The 17,712-nt window shown below is 68.3% G+C and carries 8 protein-coding genes and 2 pseudogenes; 4 read left to right on the forward strand and 6 right to left on the reverse strand.

Going from position 1 to position 17,712, the window contains the following annotated elements:
* Positions 1-7: 7 nt before the first annotated feature.
* Positions 8-1,765, reverse strand: coding sequence for an AMP-binding protein (locus AB0M16_RS16840; protein WP_365343427.1), 1,758 nt, complete (start codon positions 1,763-1,765; stop codon positions 8-10).
* Complete coding sequence (locus AB0M16_RS16845) at positions 1,762-3,459, reverse strand: AMP-binding protein (protein WP_365343429.1); 1,698 nt, start codon at positions 3,457-3,459, stop codon at positions 1,762-1,764. Before AB0M16_RS16845 ends, AB0M16_RS16840 begins: the two co-directional genes overlap by 4 nt.
* A 126-nt stretch (positions 3,460-3,585) precedes the next feature.
* On the opposite strand from AB0M16_RS16845, the gene AB0M16_RS16850 reads away from it, so the two are divergent.
* The gene (locus AB0M16_RS16850) at positions 3,586-4,386 is read left to right on the forward strand and encodes a LuxR C-terminal-related transcriptional regulator (protein WP_365343431.1); all 801 of its coding nucleotides are present in this window, start codon (positions 3,586-3,588) and stop codon (positions 4,384-4,386) included.
* Between the two features lie 60 nt (positions 4,387-4,446).
* Here AB0M16_RS16850 and AB0M16_RS16855 read toward each other — a convergent pair whose 3' ends face one another.
* On the reverse strand, positions 4,447-5,589 hold the full coding sequence (locus AB0M16_RS16855; protein ID WP_365343433.1) for a winged helix DNA-binding domain-containing protein: 1,143 nt from the start codon (positions 5,587-5,589) through the stop codon (positions 4,447-4,449).
* 391 nt (positions 5,590-5,980) lie between these two features.
* Here AB0M16_RS16855 and AB0M16_RS16860 point away from each other — a divergent pair, with 391 nt between their 5' ends.
* From AB0M16_RS16860 to AB0M16_RS16870, 3 genes and pseudogenes are all read left to right on the forward strand, one after another.
* Complete coding sequence (locus AB0M16_RS16860) at positions 5,981-7,087, forward strand: magnesium and cobalt transport protein CorA (RefSeq protein ID WP_365343435.1); 1,107 nt, start codon at positions 5,981-5,983, stop codon at positions 7,085-7,087.
* Positions 7,088-7,777: 690 nt separating this feature from the next.
* Positions 7,778-8,545 (forward strand): hypothetical protein, encoded by a 768-nt coding sequence (locus tag AB0M16_RS16865; RefSeq protein ID WP_365343437.1) that lies wholly within the window; start codon positions 7,778-7,780, stop codon positions 8,543-8,545.
* A gap of 85 nt (positions 8,546-8,630) precedes the next feature.
* Positions 8,631-8,968: pseudogene (locus AB0M16_RS16870) on the forward strand (transposase family protein); the annotation flags it as partial.
* A 38-nt stretch (positions 8,969-9,006) separates the two neighbouring features.
* Here AB0M16_RS16870 and AB0M16_RS16875 read toward each other — a convergent pair.
* The 3 genes and pseudogenes from AB0M16_RS16875 to AB0M16_RS16885 form a co-directional block, all read right to left on the reverse strand.
* Positions 9,007-9,757: pseudogene (locus AB0M16_RS16875) on the reverse strand (transposase family protein).
* A gap of 73 nt (positions 9,758-9,830) precedes the next feature.
* A complete protein-coding gene (locus AB0M16_RS16880; RefSeq protein WP_365343439.1) occupies positions 9,831-10,085 on the reverse strand; it encodes a helix-turn-helix domain-containing protein in 255 nt (84 codons plus the stop codon).
* A gap of 594 nt (positions 10,086-10,679) precedes the next feature.
* A complete protein-coding gene (locus AB0M16_RS16885; protein ID WP_365343441.1) occupies positions 10,680-17,585 on the reverse strand; it encodes a polymorphic toxin-type HINT domain-containing protein in 6,906 nt (2,301 codons plus the stop codon).
* Positions 17,586-17,712 lie beyond the last annotated feature (127 nt).

The raw sequence follows: 17,712 nt of genomic DNA on the forward strand, positions 1-17,712 counted from the left end.
CCATCGCTCACCGTCCGCACGTCCCGCGCCCGGACCCGCGCCCGGCCCACGGCGTGGGGTGCACCGCGGCCTCCCCCTCCGGGCCGAACCGCTCCCGCAGCTCCACCTTCCGCACCTTCCCGCTGACCGTCATCGGGAACTCCGTCAGGACCTCCACCCGTCGGGGGATCTTGTAGTGGGCCAGGCGGTCACGGCAGAAGGCCGTGATGTCCTCCAGGGTCGGGGGGTCGGCCGGGTCGCGCGGGATGACGCAGGCCAGGATCTCCTCGCCGTAGCGCTCGTCAGGGACCCCGACGACCTGGACGTCGGCGATCTTGGCGTGGCCGTAGAGGAACTCCTCGATCTCGCGCGGATAGACGTTCTCGCCGCCCCGGATGATCATGTCCTTGATCCGGCCGACGATCTGCACGTAGCCGTCCTCGCGCATCACCGCGAGGTCTCCGGTGTGCATCCAGCGGCCCGCGTCGATCGCCTCGGCGGTCTTCTCGGGCTCGTCCCAGTAGCCGAGCATGACGCTGTACCCGCGGGTGCACAGCTCGCCGGCCGTGCCGCGGTCGACCGTCAGGCCGGTCGCCGGGTCGACGATCTTGACCTCGACGTGCGGCATGACGCGGCCGACGGTGCCGGTGCGCCGTTCCAGGTCGTCGTCGCGCCGGGTCTGCGTGGAGACGGGCGAGGTCTCCGTCATGCCGTAACAGATCGACACCTCGGCCATGTTCATCTCGGCGACCACCCGCTTCATCACCTCCACCGGGCACGGCGAGCCGGCCATGATGCCGGTGCGGAGCGTGGCGAGGTCGTACGAGGCGAAGTCGGGGAGGTTCAGCTCGGCGATGAACATCGTCGGCACGCCGTACAGCGAGGTGCAGCGCTCCTCCTGCACGGCCCGCAGCGTGGCCGCCGGGTCGAACGACGGCGCCGGGATCACCATGCAGGCGCCGTGCGAGGTGGCGGCGAGATTGCCCATGACCATGCCGAAGCAGTGGTAGAAGGGCACCGGGATGCAGATCCGGTCCTGCTCGCTGTAGGCGATCATCTCGCCCACGAAGTAACCGTTGTTGAGGATGTTGTGGTGGGAGAGGGTGGCCCCCTTCGGGAATCCCGTCGTCCCCGACGTGTACTGGATGTTGACCGGCTCGTCGCAGGACAGCCCCTCCGGCACCACGCCCTCCGGCGCACGGCGCGCGAAGAGCTCGTCCCAGCTCGGCTCGCCGAAGTAGACCGTTTCCCGCAACTGCGGGCAGGAACTGCGCACTTGCTCGACCATCGCCCGGTAGTCACTGGTCTTGTGCGTCAGGGTGGCGAACAGCAGGGAGATGCCCGCCTGGTTGAGGACGTACTCCAACTCATGGGCGCGGTAGGCCGGGTTGATGTTCACCATGACCGCGCCGATACGGGCCGTGGCGTACTGCACGAGCACCCACTCGGCGCAGTTGACCGCCCAGATGCCGACCCGGTCGCCCTTGACCACCCCGCTGCCGAGCAGCGCGTCCGCCAACCGGTCCACGTCCGCGCCGAACTGGGCGTACGTCCAGCGGCGCCCGGTGGGCACGTCGACCAGCGCCTCGCGCTCCGGCCACGCGGCGACGGCCCGGTCGAGGTTGGCGCCGATGGTGTCACCGAGGAGGGCCGTGTCCGACACCCCGTGGGCGTACGACGACGTCCGCCGCGCGGACGTCGTGGTGCTCGCGTCCGCCGTCGTCGCGGTGCTCGCGTCCGCCGTCGTCGCGGTGCTCGCGGGCGTCGCCGTGGTCCGGTCGGTCATGCGAGGTCCCCCTCGGTGTACTCGGTGCCGGTCTCACCCTCGGCCGTGAGCTTGCGCAGCTCCACGCGCCGGATCTTGCCCGAGACCGTCTTCGGCAGGTCGGCGAACTCGATCCGGCGGATCCGCTTGTACGGCGCGAGCACCTCGCGCGAGTGGGCGAAGAGCGCCTTCGCGGTGTCGGCGTCCGGCTCCCAGCCCGCCGCGAGGACGACGTACGCCTTGGGGACGGCGAGCCGCAGCGGGTCGGGCGCGGGGACGACGGCGGCCTCGGCGACCGCCTCGTGCTCCAGGAGCGCGCTCTCCAGCTCGAAGGGCGAGATCTTGTAGTCGCTCGCCTTGAACACGTCGTCGGCGCGCCCGATGTACGTGATGTAGCCGTCCTCGTCGCGCGCGCCGATGTCGCCGGTGCGGTAGAAGCCGCCGGCCATGGCCTCGGCCGTACGCTCCGGATCGCCGTGGTAGCCGGTCATCAGGCCCACCGGGTGGGCGGAGAGATCGAGGCAGATCTCGCCCTCCTCGACGTCGGGCGTGCCGGTGACCGGGTCGACCAGGGTGACCCGGAAGCCGGGGCTGGGCCGCCCCATCGAGCCTTCCTTGAGCCGCTGACCGGGGCTGTTGGAGACCTGTACCGCGGTCTCGGTCTGCCCGAAGCCGTCCCGGATGGTGACGCCCCAGGCGCGCCGGACGGACTCGATGACCTCGGGGTTGAGCGGTTCGCCGGCGGCGACGACCTCGCGCGGCGGGGTGGACAGCCGGCCGAGGTCGGCCTGGATGAGCATGCGCCATACGGTCGGCGGGGCGCAGAAGCTGCTGACGCCGTGCTGGTCCATCTCGGCCATCAGACGGGGCGGGTCGAAGCGCGTGTAGTTGTGGATGAAGACGGTCGCCTCGGCGTTCCAGGGCGCGAAGAGGTTGGACCAGGCGTGCTTGGCCCAACCCGGCGACGAGATGTTGAGGTGCACGTCGCCGGGCTGGAGACCGATCCAGTACATCGTCGCCAGGTGCCCGACGGGGTACGAGATGTGGGTGTGCTCGACGAGCTTGGGGCGGGCGGTGGTGCCGGAGGTGAAGTAGAGCATCAGGGTGTCGTCGGCGAGGGTGACGCCGTCGGGCGTGAAGTCCGGGGACTCCGCGTACGCGTGCTCGTAGCCGAGCCAGTCGCCCCCGTCGCCGCCGACCGCGATCCGGGTGTAGTCGCCGGGTACGTCGGCGAACTTGGCGGTGTCCTCCGCCCGCACGAGCACGTGGCGGGCCCGGCCGCGGTCCACCCGGTCGCGCAGGTCCGCGGGGCCGAGCAGCGGGGTGGCGGGGATGACGACGGCGCGCAGCTTCATCGCGGCGAGCATGGTCTCCCAGAGCTCGACCTGGTTGCCGAGCATCACGATCATCCGGTCGCCCGCCCGGACGCCCTGCGCGCGCAGCCAGTTGGCCACCTGGTTGGAGCGGCCGGACATCTCGGCGAAGGTCAGCCGCGTCTCGGCGCCGTCCTCCTCGACGATGTGCAGCGCGGTGCGCTCGTTGCCGGCGGAGATGACGTCGAACCATTCGAGCGCCCAGTTGAACCTTTCGGGGCGGGGCCAGGCGAAGCCCGCGTAGGCCGTGTCGTAGTCCTCCCGGTGCCGGAGCAGGAAGTCGCGGGCGGCCCGGAACCCCTCCGTCGCCTCCGTCGGCTCCGCCGCGCTCGTTGCCGTCATGTGCCCTCCTCGTTGCGGGACCCGTCCCGCACATCGTGTAATCAGTGACCCAGGTCTCACTACCCCCGTTCGGGGGGAGACCGCGCGGACGACGGACGTACGCGGGGCGGGACGGAGGAGGGGCGCATGGTTCCCGAGCACGACGAGTCGGTGGAACTGCGCGCCGCTCTGCTGCGGCTGCGCCGCACCACCGGGCTGCAGGTGGTGTTCGGGGGGCTGCTCCAGGACGGCCGCGCCCTGCGGATCGCGGAACTGGACGGGGCGGTGACGCCCGCGCTGCGCGGCCTGGCGATCTCGACGGGCTCCGGCCTGGGCGGGAAGTGCCTCGCCCTGTCCCGGCCGTGCGCGGTCACGGACTACCCGTCGGCACGGCACATCACGCACGAGTACGACGCCCCGGTCTCGGCGGAGGGGCTGCGCTCGGTGATCGCGGTGCCCGTCGTCGTACGCCGCCGGGTACGCGGAGTCCTGTACGGGGCGCTGCGCGACGCGTTGCCGATCGGCGAGCGGGTCTTCGACGCTGCGGTCGCGGCGGCCCGGGACGTGGAGCAGGCGCTCGCGGTACGGGACGAGGTGCGCCGGCTCGCGGCCGAGCGCGAGGAGATGCGGCAGGCGTACGGGGAGCTGCGCGAGCTCGCCCCGAAGGTGACGGACCCGGAGCTGCGCGAGCGGCTGCTCGCGGTGTGCGGCCGCTTCGAGGCGACCTCGGCACCGGAGGGCCGACCTCCCGCCGTCCTCCTCACCCCCCGCGAGACGGACGTGCTGGCGGCGGTGGCGTCGGGCGCGACGAACGCGGCGGCGGCGCAGCGGCTGGGGCTGCGCCCGGAGACGGTGAAGGGCTATCTGCGCTCGGCGATGCGGAAGCTGGGCGCGCACACGCGCCTGGAGGCGGTGGTGGCGGCGCGCAGGGCGGGTGCTCTGCCGTGATCGGCCCGGGCGGGCGCACGGTCACACGCCCGGGTGCCGCCCCCCGGTCACGCCCTCCGGTCACTGACGGTGGACGATCTCGTGCGGGACGTCCTGGGGCGTCAGGATCCGCAGCGTCCGCTCGGCCTCGGCGGTGAGGGCGGCGCGCTGGGCTCGGGTGGGACGCCCGAAGGCCTCGACGGTCATGACCGTCCGCTCCCGTCCTTCGTCCAGGTGCCAGATCCCGGCGAGGAAGCCGTCGAGCAGGAAGACCCGGTGCGCCTGGTTGCCGGTCCAGGTGCGGGCCCGGTGCTCGGTGGGCACGACGCGGCTGCGGTCGGCGTGGGAGAGCAGCAGGTTGTCGAACTCCGGCAGGAAGCGGGGCGGCGCGGGGGTGTCCTCGTCGGGCCGTGGCGCGTCGGGCAGGTCGAAGAGCTCGGTGCCGCGCTCGTCGCGGAAGACGAGCAGGTCGGGCCGCAGCCGCTCGAAGGCGGGCCGGAGCCTGGTGAGCCCGCACCAGGTCTGCATGTCCTGGACGGAGGCGGGCCCGAAGGCGCGGAGGTACCGCAGCACGGTCGAGTCGAGATCGGCGCCGTCCTCCCCGGCCGGGGCGCCGTCCTCCTCGGCCGGGGCGCCCTCCTCCTCGAACCACTGCCGTGCGGTGGTGAGCGCGACCTGCCCGCTCCTCTCCCAGAGTCCGCGGGGGGTGACCTGCACCATCGGCACGAGGCAGCGCGCGGCGATGCCCAGCGCCTGCGAGTCGGCCCGGGGCCACTCCTGGAGCAGGTGCTCGCGCATCTCCTTGGGGGTACGGGGCCGCTCCTCGACGTACGCGACGGTCAGTGCGGCAAGCCGCTCGAGGTCGACTCCACCGAGGCCCTTGCGGAACATCTTGAGCTCCCGGTCGACGGCCCCGGACTGGACGAGCAGACGCAGCGGGCGCGCGTCGGCGGCGGTGTGGGTGTGCACGGTGGACCGCAGGGAGACGATCCGCCCGACCCGGCGGGACTCCATGAGGCCGGAGAGATCGCCGGGGCGGAATCCGTCGAGCCGGGCGGCGAGCGCAAAGTACGGCGGCTTGGTGTTCTGTGCCTGGAGCCCGACGAGGTGCCGAACCGCCTGCTCGGCGGAGAGCGCGGCACGGCCGAGGAGGAGCTGTCGGTCGAGGGTGGCGCGGTTGAGGGCGCGGAGGGAGAGGAGCGGCGGCGGGGTCTGGAGGGCCATGGGGAAAAGCTAGCGAGGATTGCGGACAGAACGAGTCCTCAACAAGGAGTTCTCGCTGAGGGAGCGGGAAGGACGGGCGGACGGGCACGGCGAGGCGCGGGAGCCCGCGAGCCGGGCGGGGCTCGCCGCCTGACCGCCGGAGGGCGGCGGGCCCCCAGGGCCCGAGCCGGCTGTCGGCCGCCGGACCCACGGGCCACCCGTGGCGCACGGGGCCGCCCGTGGCGCACGGGCCACCAGGGGCCCACCGGGCGCCCGGGCGCAGGGGCCGCCACCCGGGACCCGCAGGCCCGATTCATCACCTATATCCTGCATAGCGCAAGCAGCCCGAAGGAGTCCGCACGAAAAGGCGCCACAGCGGAGCGCCTGCGCAAGACGCCGAGGAGACCGTCCGATGTCCGACCGCCACCCGCGCGCCGCCCGGCGCCGCGCCCCGGAGCCACCGGCCACGGCCTCTCCCGCCGGGCACGAGACGGACCGGCCGAGCGTGGTCCAGGCGACCCTGTACCGCGAGGGCCGCCGGGTCTCCTCGCCCGACACCCTGGCCGAGACCTTCCGTCAGCTCCGCCGACACCCGGACGGCATGGCCTGGATCGGCCTGCAGCGCCCCACCGAGGCGGAACTGCACTCCCTGGCAGCCGAGTTCGACCTCCACGAACTGGCCGTCGAGGACGCCATGGAGGCCCACCAGCGCCCCAAGCTCGAACGCTACGGGGACACCCTCTTCGTCGTGCTGCGCGCCGCCCGCTACCTGGACGCGCAGGAGGAGGTGGACTTCGCGGAGTTGCACGTCTTCGTGGGCCCGGACTTCGTCATCACGGTCCGCCACGGCGCGGCACCGGACCTCTCGGCCGTACGCCGCCGCATGGAGGAGGACCCGGACCTCCTCGCCCTCGGCCCGGAGGCGGTGCTCTACGCGATCCTGGACGCGGTGGTCGACGGCTACGCCCCCGTCGTGGCGGGCGTCCAGAACGACATCGACGAGATCGAGACCGAGGTGTTCGGCGGCGACCCCGCCGTGTCCCGCCGCATCTACGAACTCTCCCGCGAAATGGTCGAGTTCCAGCGCGCCACCCGCCCCCTGGTCGGCATGCTCCACGGCCTGATGGCCGGCTTCGCCAAGTACGGCACGGACGAGGAACTGCAGCGCTATCTCCGCGACGTGGCCGACCACGTCACCCACACCAGCGAGCGCGTCGACGGCTTCCGCCAGGCCCTGACCGAGATCCTGACGGTCAACGCGACCCTGGTCACCCAACAGCAGAACGCGGAGATGCGGGCGCTGGCGGAGGCGGGCTTCGAGCAGAACGAGGAGATCAAGAAGATCTCGTCGTGGGCGGCGATTCTGTTCGCACCGACGTTGGTGGGAACGATCTACGGCATGAACTTCGACAACATGCCGGAGTTGCACTGGGCGGGCGGGTATCCGTTCGCGGTGGTGCTGATGGCGGCGGTGTGCACGAGTCTGTACGTGGTCTTCAAGCGGAAGGACTGGCTGTAACGATCCACCAGACCCTTGATCAACTAAGGGCTGTCCCGTAACTGCTGGTCACGGGTGAGATGATCTTGGTGTGGCTGGTGTGATCACGGCGTCGGAGCCGTCCTGATTCCTTGATCAATGGCCGTGGGACGGGGCTGGCCACCAGTCCGTTCGAGCGCCGGGGACCGATGCCCTTCGCTCATCCCGGCCTTCCACAGTGCAGGTGGTGGCAGCTTCGCGGGCACCGAACGTACGCCTGGAGCCGTCTGGGCACTCGATCCCTTTATCCAGAGCGGCGGCGCTCGGTGTCTTCGAGGCCGCCACCGTCAGCACTGGCCGCTTGATCACTCGTTGGTGTTGGTGGTGCGAGCCCGCCGCACGGTGACCTCCTGATACTCCAGAGCCGTCAGAGCTCTCAAGGAGACCGGGGCCCGTGGGGTGCGCTGGCGCCACGAACGGCTAGTGAGGTGGCGGACCGACCGGGTGGTCGGGTCCTGGAATTAGGTCGCTGCGTGGCCCGCATGCGCTCGCAACCAGCGCAAACACCGCATCTCTGGGGAGGAAAGAGTTGATCTACTGCGGCATCGACTGGGCCGAGAGGACACACGACGTTGCCTTGGTCGACGACACCGGCCAGCGCGGCGGCGTAGGTGATCCCGCTCACGGCTCACCGCCCCCGGAGATCGCTCTGCAGCGTGCTTGAATCACCGGATGATCGACTGGTCCACACTTCACGACGCCTACGGCCCGGCACACGCGATCCCCGGGCTGCTGGACCGAGCCATCGGTCGTGACCAGGAGGCCATCAACGGGCTTTGCGGGCGCTTGTGCCACCAGGGGACGATCACCCCGGCGAGCATCGCCGCACTGCCGCAGCTGGCGGACATCGCGAGGACCGAGGACGCCGGGGACTGGGCGCTCGATCTGGCCGGAGCCATAGCCGGTGGCCTCCTTCAACCTCACGGTGCCGACGAAGAAGTCGCCCGCTGTGCTGCGACCTTGGCCGAGCTTCGCGCCATGGCCGCCGCCCGGCTGCGGCCTGGCCTGGACGGGAAGATCTACCTGAGCCGGCTGCGGGCCATGCTCGCGTTCGACGGCCAGCCCTTGTGGTTCGAGGCCCTGGACGACTTCACCGATTCCTTCGTCACTGTCGCGTGCCCTCACTGCGACGCACCGGTGACGATTGCGGTCGGCGACTACGGATGCTACTCCTCGATCCGGGACTGGAATCTGGGGGATGTCCACCAGGTCCCGCTCAGGCCGGCCGTCCCGCACGAGCTGACCGGCACCGGGAGGATGTTGCACGAGTCAGCCGTACGGGATGGCCAGCAACGGCTCGCCTGGGGCCTGACTCACCTGTTCGGCCAGGCGGAATGTCCAGGATGCGGGAGCGTCTTCGGCATCGCAGATGAGTACGCGGCTGCCAATGCACCCGCCCCATGGGACTTCGCCCGAGGCCACACGAAGGACGCTCTCTGATGACCACCGGCAGGGCCCTCGAAACCGAACGGTGAGCTCATGCCCGCTGTCCCGGCTTGACGGCTTGGCGCCGTGAGGTGTCTGGATGGCCCCGTTCACCGGGCTGAGCCCGCGCAACTTCGGGAAGCTGGTGACGGTTCTGCGGCGTGAGGGTGCGGACGCGGTCCGCAAGGGCCGGCCGTGGAGCCTTCCGCTGGAAGACCGGGCACTGCTGGTCGCGACGTACTGGCGCACGAACTTGACGATGCGACAGCTTGCTCTGCTGTTCGGGGTCTCGAAGTCGGCGGCGGAGACCGCAGCATCGACCACCTCGGCCCGATGCTTGCCCACCAGCCCCGCAAGCGGTTCGGCAAAGACACCGTGCTCATCGTGGACGGCACGCTGGTTCCCACCCGCGACCACAGCGTGGCCTTGCAGTCCAAGACATCTCATGTCGCTGGAGGTCAACTCAGTGAGCTTCTTCAGCGTTGCAACTCCAGGGTGAGGACGGCCTTGGCGATGACGTCATGCGGTTGGGGCTGCATCGGGACCTGCGGAAGATCCGCCAGGACTTCAGGCGGGCGACTCCACGTTCGACGGGTGCCCGTGTGGCGGCCAGGGCACGGTTGCGGGTCTTCTCGGTGGGGGTCAGTTCCTTCAGGGGCCTGCGCTTGATGCTCGTGGTCAGCCACGGACCAGCGCCCTGGTAGGCGAGATCGGCCACGATGGGAACGCCCTGGCGCTCGCAGATCCGGAGGATCCGGTGGGTGCGGGCGGCGGTCAGATCGTGGGTGCGGCCCGGCAGGGCGGGCGAGAGCCACAGCAGCCGGCCGTCGGGATCGGTGACGACCTGCACGTTCACGCCGTGGCGGCGGTGCGTGTGGGAGTAGTCGGCCCGGCCGTCGCCGACCCGGTCGCATTCGGCGAGAGTGCCGTCGAGCAGGACGAAGTCGGGATCCTGGTCGCGCAGCGTCTTCAGCAGCCCCGGTGCACGGGCGCGGCGAGCAGGTCGACGACCGCGCTGGTGTAGGCATGGGCGGTGGACTCGCTGATCCTGAACCCGGCGGCGATCTTCGCCGGAGTGATTTGCTCACACAGGTACACCAGTGCCACCATCGCTCGCCGGGACGGACGGAGCTTGCAGCGCCGGTCGCCCTCACGGGTGACGATCAGCATCGTGACCCACTCCACGAGTGCATGCGGCAGGTCGAGTGCGGCAGGATGGATGACCAACGAGGCCCCCGAGCAACGTGATTGAGACGTCAGACATCTCGATCAACAGCCCGGGGGCCTCGCTTGTTGCGCTTCACGGACCGTCACCCGATCGGTGGCCACATCGAAGAAGCTCAGTGATGACCAGGCCGAACGCCTGCAGTTCGAGCTGGTCATCACTGAGCTGACACGGAAAGCCGCCGGCCCCCTTGGACACCAGAGCCGTTCTGCCGCCCTGGCGCCAGGCGGCGTGCCAGGCGTACGCCGACTTCCGCGACACCCGTAACCTGCGGGCCACCTCCGGCGGCCGCACCCCTTGCTCAAACACCGCGGCCTCGCACCACTTCACGCTTCGCCCGCCCCGCAGCCGTCAGACCGCCGCCATCCGCGTACCTCATGACGAGGATGTAGCACCGCCACGCCTCCTGTCACCCCACCCTTTCAACCTCAGCGTCAGCATTGCCGTCATCGGGACTGGAGCCTGTCAGGCACGTTCCGCACCCTTTGGCCATTCAAAGGACTGAGGTGGCGCCACCAAGGCCGCGAGAACACCCTCCACGCTTTCGTCGGTAAGAGCGATCAAGCTCCACCCGCCGCCCCGGACGGTGAATAGGCCAACCGGAGGGCCATCCTCGTCGAGAACTGCAAAGAAGTCCCGCCATCCAAATCTATTCTTCCGGAACTCATCCAGTGTGGAATACCGGTCTCGATACGTGCCTCGAAGTGTGGACCTCGGCCCAACTCCAACGCGGATCAAACCGGATACCTCCTCAAGGATTTCCGACACAACGGGAGGCGGCAGCAGAACCAACGACTGGCATTTGGCCCTTCGAAGCAGCTCCGCAATCTTCAAAGTGGGCACTTCTCGCAAACTCGCCAAGATGACTCCATTGAGAACGCTGGTAGGCGGTACCCACAGGTGCCGCCTACCAGAGCTTGATTATCAGAACCCGAGATCCTCTAGTCGCGCACCAGGCCATGCCGCCCTGGCTCGACCTTGCATGACCCCTTGGATGATCACTTCAGCCTCGCCGCGAAGTTCATCTTCGACCCATGGCTGATCGTTTACATGGACGTGGAAACGTCCGCTGGGGATGGTGGCTCTAATGACAACTCCACTACCCCCACCTCGGGTAGCCGCTCGAATAGCGGCAGCGGGACTAGTGGTCCAGCTGGTGTAGTCACTATCAGTCATACCGAGATGGTGCATCTCAGGCGTCGAGTCCCCGCCCCGCGGCCTTGCAATTCCTTCCACCGCATCATCAAACGCGGGGTTGGGGCCGCCGGTCTCGCCGCTCACTTCCGCAACTCCCCTATAGACCGTGGTACCGCCACCGCAATTGTGCACAAGCACCGGTGTGGTTCCCGCCAGCACATAGTACGTGTGGATGTCCGTGACGGTGAGGTCATGTGTCCGCTGGCGCTTGTCGAAGTAGCGGATTCCAGTGAGCGTGACCGTGTCGCCAGACGAGGTCCGGAGGGTCATGCCCGGGTGCAGGTCGCCAGCCTCTATCCACTGGTTCTCCAACGGCACCCAGAAGGGGTGCGTCGTCGTGGAGACCAAGGTTGCGGCATTGCCTGCCTGCGTCGAGATGGTGAGGTCGACGAAGTGCTTGTCGTCCTCTGTCACGATCGTGCCAGCCACCTCGCGGACCGTCGTCTCGCCCGTTTCCGGGTCGGTGACGGTGATCTTGTCGCCGAGTTCGACGTCCTCGATCTTCCTGGTCGAGCCGTCTGCCATCAGGACCTTGGTGCCTGGCAGGAAGCTGTGCTTCTTACCGGTGAGGCACTCGGTGGGCCCGCCGCCCTTGCCCGCGAGCGCCTTGACCTTCGCTCGTGCCGCGGCCAGCGCGTCCTTCGCCTTGCTCAGCGCCTTGGAGTTCTGCCAGATCTCCTTCACGCCGCTGATCAGGTCACCCACGAGGCCCGCGACGCGCTTGGCGAGCTTCAGGCCCTTCGCCCAGTCCCAGGGAAGGCCGTACTTGGCAAGGAGCTTGCCGGCGATGCCGCCGGCGAAGCTGCCGGCGATGTTCAGAGCGGTTTCGCCGCAAGCTCCCAGGTCGCCACTGGAGAAGCAGTCGAGGGCGGCGTTGACGCCCAGTTCCTCCATGGCAATGTTGACCAGGGCCTTCACGGCCTGTTTGACGCGCTGCTTGGAGTTGTTGAGGTTTGACTGGGCCCCGTTGACGTCGTTGGACGCCTTGTCCTCGTCCCGCTTTGCCTTGTCCTCGGGAGACGGCTTATACGCGAAGCCACCCGAGCACACTGCACCCGGCTGGATGCAGTCGTCCGACATGAGGCCCGTGGGGTCGGACAGTGTCACCGGGCTGTTGTTCGCGTACGCGTAACCGTTGATCTGCTGCGGCTGCGTGTAGTCGATCAGCGGGTCGACCGAGATGAACTTGCCGAGCTCGGGGTCGTACTCCCGTGCACCGATGTGTGTCAGACCGGTCTGTGCGTCGAGCGTTCCGCCGACGAAGCCCTTCTCACCCGGGAACGTCCCAGTGGAATCGCCTCGCGCGGCGCCGTACGGGTCGAAGCGACGCTGCGAGACCACGCCCGTTGCTGGGTTGATCGCCAGGCTGCTCGTGCCCTGGTGGTCGGAGCCGAGGAAGGACAGCGTGTTGTTGTTCTCGCGAACCGCGATCGTCTGGCCGGCGAAGGAGTAGTACCGGGTCGCCTCGACTGCGGTGCCGTTCTTCGGGAGCTTCAGCTCCATGCCGGGCAGGTAGACCGTTGTCGCGGCGGCGTCGCGGCGAATGACGCGCTCGCCGGAGGCGTCGTACACGTACGTCGTTTCCTGGCCGTCCGCCTCCGTGGTCTTGGACAGCTTCCCCTCGGAGTTCCAGTCCAGGATCTGGGTGTCGCCGCCGAAGGTTCGGGTGTGGGTGTTTCCCCCCGCGTCGTAAGTGAACAGGGGCTGGCGCCCGCCGGTCGGGGTGTTCTCCACGACCTTCGTGACCGCGTGCGGGCCGGCGTTCTCACCGTAAGTGAAGGTCCGCGTCACGTCCTCGGCCGAGTCGAGACCGGTGTCGTGGACGATCTCCTGGGTGCGATTGCCGATCGAGTCCGTCGCGTACGACTTCCAGTACGCGGCCGGCCCGCCGAGCGGGTTCGTACCCGGGGCGGCGGCGCAGGATGATGGCGTCTTGCCGTTCATCGTGGCGCCGACCGTGCCGGAGCCGGTGGCCTCCGTCTCGGTGGCAGCCGGGGTCCAGGCGTCCGACAGTCGCTGGGCGGTGTCGTAGGCGAAGCACTGGACGTCCGGGGAGCTTCCCTTGAGGTCCGCGATCGACAGGATGTTGCCGGCCTGGTCGTACGAGTACTGAGAGTCCTTCGCCAAGCCGACGTTCTCGATGGCCACCGTCGACCTGGTCAGGCGATCGGTGCCCCTCTCATAGAAGAGCTCCTGCTGGACAGCGCGGCTGCCGGTCGAGAGTGTGAGGCCCTTGAGCTGACTCGTCTCGGTGTAGCGCGTGTCCGTGACGTAGCTGGACACGGGGCTGGTCATCGAGACGGGTCGCTGCAGTTCGTCGTAGCTGTAGGCGAAGGTTTCGGTGGGCAGGCCACCCGCAGCTGGCATCGATGTGCTGGCGACCGTGCCGTCGGGCTTGTAGCCGGTGGTGAAGCTGTAGACCCCCTTGAGCAGCCCCTCAGAGGCTGGCACGACGTAGTCGACCCGGAGCGGGCGGTAGAGAGCGTCCCGGTGCTGAACGATGCTGCCGAAGTACTCAGTGGCGCTGGTGTAGCGGAACGAGGCCCATGCCTCTCCGAGGTAGCCCGTCCGGTCGTACTTTGTCTCGGTCAGCTTGGTCCCGGTGTTGGCCTCTCCCTCCCACGTCGTCGTGGGACGCCCGAGCTTGTCGTAGAGGTAGGAGACCTTCTTACTGTTGCCGTTGATCGTCCACTTGGGACGGTCCATGCCGTCGTACGCGGTCTCGGACGTACCGGCGTCCGGGTCGATGCTCTTGGTCTTGCGGCCGAGCTGGTCGTACTCGTACCGCCACTCGTTGTTCTTGGCGTCGGTGACCGTCTCCAGCTGACCGCGCGGCGTGTACGTGTACTTGGTGGTGTCGTACTGCGTCCCGGGACCCACCGGCTCAGGCGAAGCGGTGCGATAGTGCCGGATCTCGCTCACACGGCCGTGAGCATCCGTGATCGTCGTGGTCGGGACGCCGCCCACCGGTGGGTCGACATGAGTCTGGTTGCCGTCGTACTCAGTTGTAGTGCGCCATTGCTCGACCCCACCAATGAGTGAGACCGCCGCAGTGGTCCGGCCAAGGCCGTCGTACTCGAAGGCGGTCTGCGCCGCCACCGCGCCATTGGGCACGAGCAGCAACTCATCCGAAGCGGCGTCGGTCGCGTTGTAGGTCGCGTTGGTCTTCTTCGGCTTGCCCGTTCCGTCGTAGAAGACGTCACCGACCATGCGGGTGCCGTTGGCTCCCTGCGTCTGCAGCTGTCGGGGGCGCAGCAGGCTGTCGTAGTGCTGGTACTCCGCGCTGTACGTGCCGTCGTTCTGGATCTTCTCCGTCTTGACAACGGTCGTCTTGTCGCGACGGACGTTGTAGGAGTACTTGATGCTCGGCGTAGGCGTGGGCGTGGAGGTCTTCGGCCGGTCGGCGAGCCAGACAGAGGTGAGGCGGCCGAGGGCGTCGTACGCCAGGTCCGTGCGTTTCCCGTTCGGGTCAGTCTGGCCGGCCGAGCTGCCCCATGCCTGGGCGTAGTCGGTCGTCGTGGCGTGGCCGAGCACGTTGGTGCTCTTCGTCTTGGAGATCAGGCCGTTGACGTCGGTGTACTCGATGGTCGTCGGGATCTGCTCGGCCACGGGCTTCTGCAGCTGGTCCGCGTCCTTCTGCCGCGTCGGACGGCCGTAGGCGTCGTACTCCGTGGTGCCGGTGACCTGGTAGCTGCCGATGACCCCATCGTGCGCGGTCAGCCGCTCCGTCTGGATGGCGTTGCCGTACGCGTCGTACGTGGTGCGCTCGTCGGCGAGGACCTCGGTCTTGCGGTGAGGGAGCGTGTCGCAATTGACCGAGACGGCCTCGCTGCGTGAGGGCAACTCGTAGACGTTGCGGCCCGCGTTGTCCGCGTACCAGAGGCGGGTACAGCTGTCATCCAGGGCAGTGGAGACATCACCGAGGTCATCGGTCTTCTCCAGCCGTCCGTTGGGTACCGAGACGTCATAGTGCGAGGTCGACTTGGTCGCGATCCAGGTGTTGTCGGGCTTGATGCTGTAGCCGCGGTTGACTCCGGGCTTGACCAGAGTGGCGTGCGTGGTGGCCCAAGTCCGGGTCTGGGTGGCCGTGTCGTGCTTCCACGGTTCGGTGATCGTCTTGGCGATCACCCTTCCGCCCGTTGCGTTGTCGTAGGTCTGTGCCTCGATCTCGAAGCCGGTGAACTCCTGGTGCCCCGTGTACGACTTGCCGGTCGAGTCCGTCACGGTCTCCGTGCGAGTTCCACCGCCCGGGAGCTCGTCCCCATCCAGACCCTGCAGGTACGTGTACGCGATGCGAGTCTTGGCGGTCTGCCCGTCGCCACCTGTGACGACGACCTTGCTGTAGCCCTGCCACTGGCCCCAGGTCAGGAACTTGGGATCTGTGATGCCGTCAGGCTCGGCGTGCCGCCAGCCGGCGTTGCCCTGGTAGTCGTAGTGGGTGGCCAGGTCGTCGCCGCCACCGGTGCGGTCGGTCTCGACGATGTCCTGGACGACGTACTTGTGGAACCAGTCCGTCTTCGGCTCAATGCTGCCGGGCGGGGACCAGATCACCGGGTAGCAGCGCTTGGTGGACGCACCTGGCTGAGGCAACGTCGTCGGCGTGCACTCCCGCGGGGCGTACGTGATGTCCAACTGGGCACCGGTCTCGCTCAGCACCGTGGCCAGCCGGAGCCGTCGGAACGGATCCGTATTGTCCGTGTCGCTGTCGACACGGTTCATCAGGTGGACGCCACCCAGCTCGAGCGACGGCATCTTGGCGCTGCCGCCGACCTTGCCCTCATGGTCGATCTTGGACAGCCAGAGGGTCTTCGTGTCGTCACCGTTGTCGGTGAAGGTGTGCGTGAACGTCCACGCGTCGACGTCGTTGTACTCACCGGCGACCGAGCTCTTGCTCATCTGCGTGGTGATGCCGACGATGCGCTTGGTCGTCCAGAAGGTCTGTGAGCTCTGACTGACCAGACACTTGGTGTTGGGTGCGCAGTTGCGGTCGATGGGGGTATCAGGCCACCGGGCGGCATTGGCAGTCGTGAACTTCGATGGGGCGCAGTCGAAGGTGGCGTCGGGAAGGCAGCGCTCGGCCGTCGTGAAAACGACGCGGGCCGACGCCTTGGTGGTGTAAACCGCGTTGTCCCGCTGGCCGTAGTCGATCCGCTTGAGGTAGCCACCACGGTGGTACGCGGTGCCGTTGACGTCCGTCTTGCCGTTCAGCGCGTAGTAGTTGGTTTCCGCGCCGTAGAAGTACGACATGACGTTGCCGTGGAGGTCCTTGACGTAGTCGAGGTTCCACCGCCAGGCCTGCTTACAGTGCGCGCTGGTGAACGTGGCGTTGTAGCACGGCTCGTTCACGTCGTCGCCGAAGACGGGTGCGGTCCAGGTGGAGGAAGTCTCCTCCTTGCCCGCAGTCCAGCCAGGAAGGCGGTTCAGGCCGAAGTAGTACTCCGTGCCGTCGGTCGTGGTGATCTTCCAGTGCTCACCGTTGTTGTCACCGTTGCCCGTGGCGTAGCCGGCTTTGGTCAGTTGGTCCGCATCCGTCAGCTGCTCGATCTTCGCCCCGTTCTCCGAGGCGAAGTGCCACTTGCCCGACGTATCGTCCTTGACGAGGGCGCTGGCCGATCCATTGAGCATCACGGTGGCGTTGTCGAAGGCCCAGCATTGCTCACCGGACGTGTCATGTCCGTCCTCGGAGCAAGGCTTGTACGAGCGCTCGACGTAGCCGGGCTCGTAACTGAAGCCCTCGCCGACCCAAGAGCCCTGGTTGTTGGTCGCCGAGGTGCGACCGTCGGCCGACTGTGCTGAATAGCCCAGCCCGACCGTCGGCGTCAGGCCGCCAGGGGTCGGCACCATGCGCATCGGGTAGTTCCACGAGAACGCGCCGGAGGAGTTGGACACCGACCAGCTCGCGGAGGGCGACAGCGAGGTGGCCTTGTAGTCGCCCTTCGAGGAGGAGTCACCGGCGGCCACCGCATACACGGTGGCGCCGGTGGTCATCGGTGCGGCGGAGACCACGGCCGTCAGGCTGTTGGTGGCAGTGTTGTTCGTGGACTCGATGACCTTCGGCGTGACCTTGCAGTCCGCACTGCCAGGCGCGTTCGTGGCGGCACACGCGGGGAGCTCGATCAGGCGGAGCCGGGAGCCGTAGGCACCTCCGGCGCCCTCGATGAACTTCGAGTAGTCCAGGGAGATACGTACAGGTGCCGCGGCGAGACTTGCGTCATCCCGCTCGATGGTGAGCAGAGTCGCGCCACCCCAGCGGGCCGCGTTCTTCGCGCCTAGCGATGAGACCTTCACCTTGGCGGGAGAGGAGGCTCCGGTGCGCCCCTTCCCCGCTGCGGCCGACACGGTGACCGGGAGGCCGCCGATGTCCGCCTTCGCAGAGGCGGCCGGGGCAGTCTCTCCGGAGGCACTCGTGCCAGGAGCCGTCAAGGAGAGAACGGCGCTACCGGCCTGGGGCCAAATCGCGCGACCGAGCGTCCTGACCGCGGACTTCCGCGCGTCGTCGAGGGCGCGCGCCTTGGCCTTCGACGCGTTCTTTCCAGAAATGGGGTCGGGATTATCCGAGAATCCCGGAAGCCCGAATGCCTCAGGCTGGACAGGCACCGCTTGCGCGACGCCGGCCGAGAGGGCCAGCGACATCGCAAGGACAGTGCCGGTGACCACACGGCTGGGCATACGGGCGGCCAGTAGACGGCCGCGTATAGGCATGACAAGTCTCCGCTTTGGCAGAAGGGGTGGGAAGAAGGAGATGTTGTGGGGGCCCTGA

The sequence above is a fragment of the Streptomyces sp. NPDC051921 genome (assembly GCF_040680975.1).
GTDB lineage: Bacteria > Actinomycetota > Actinomycetes > Streptomycetales > Streptomycetaceae > Streptomyces.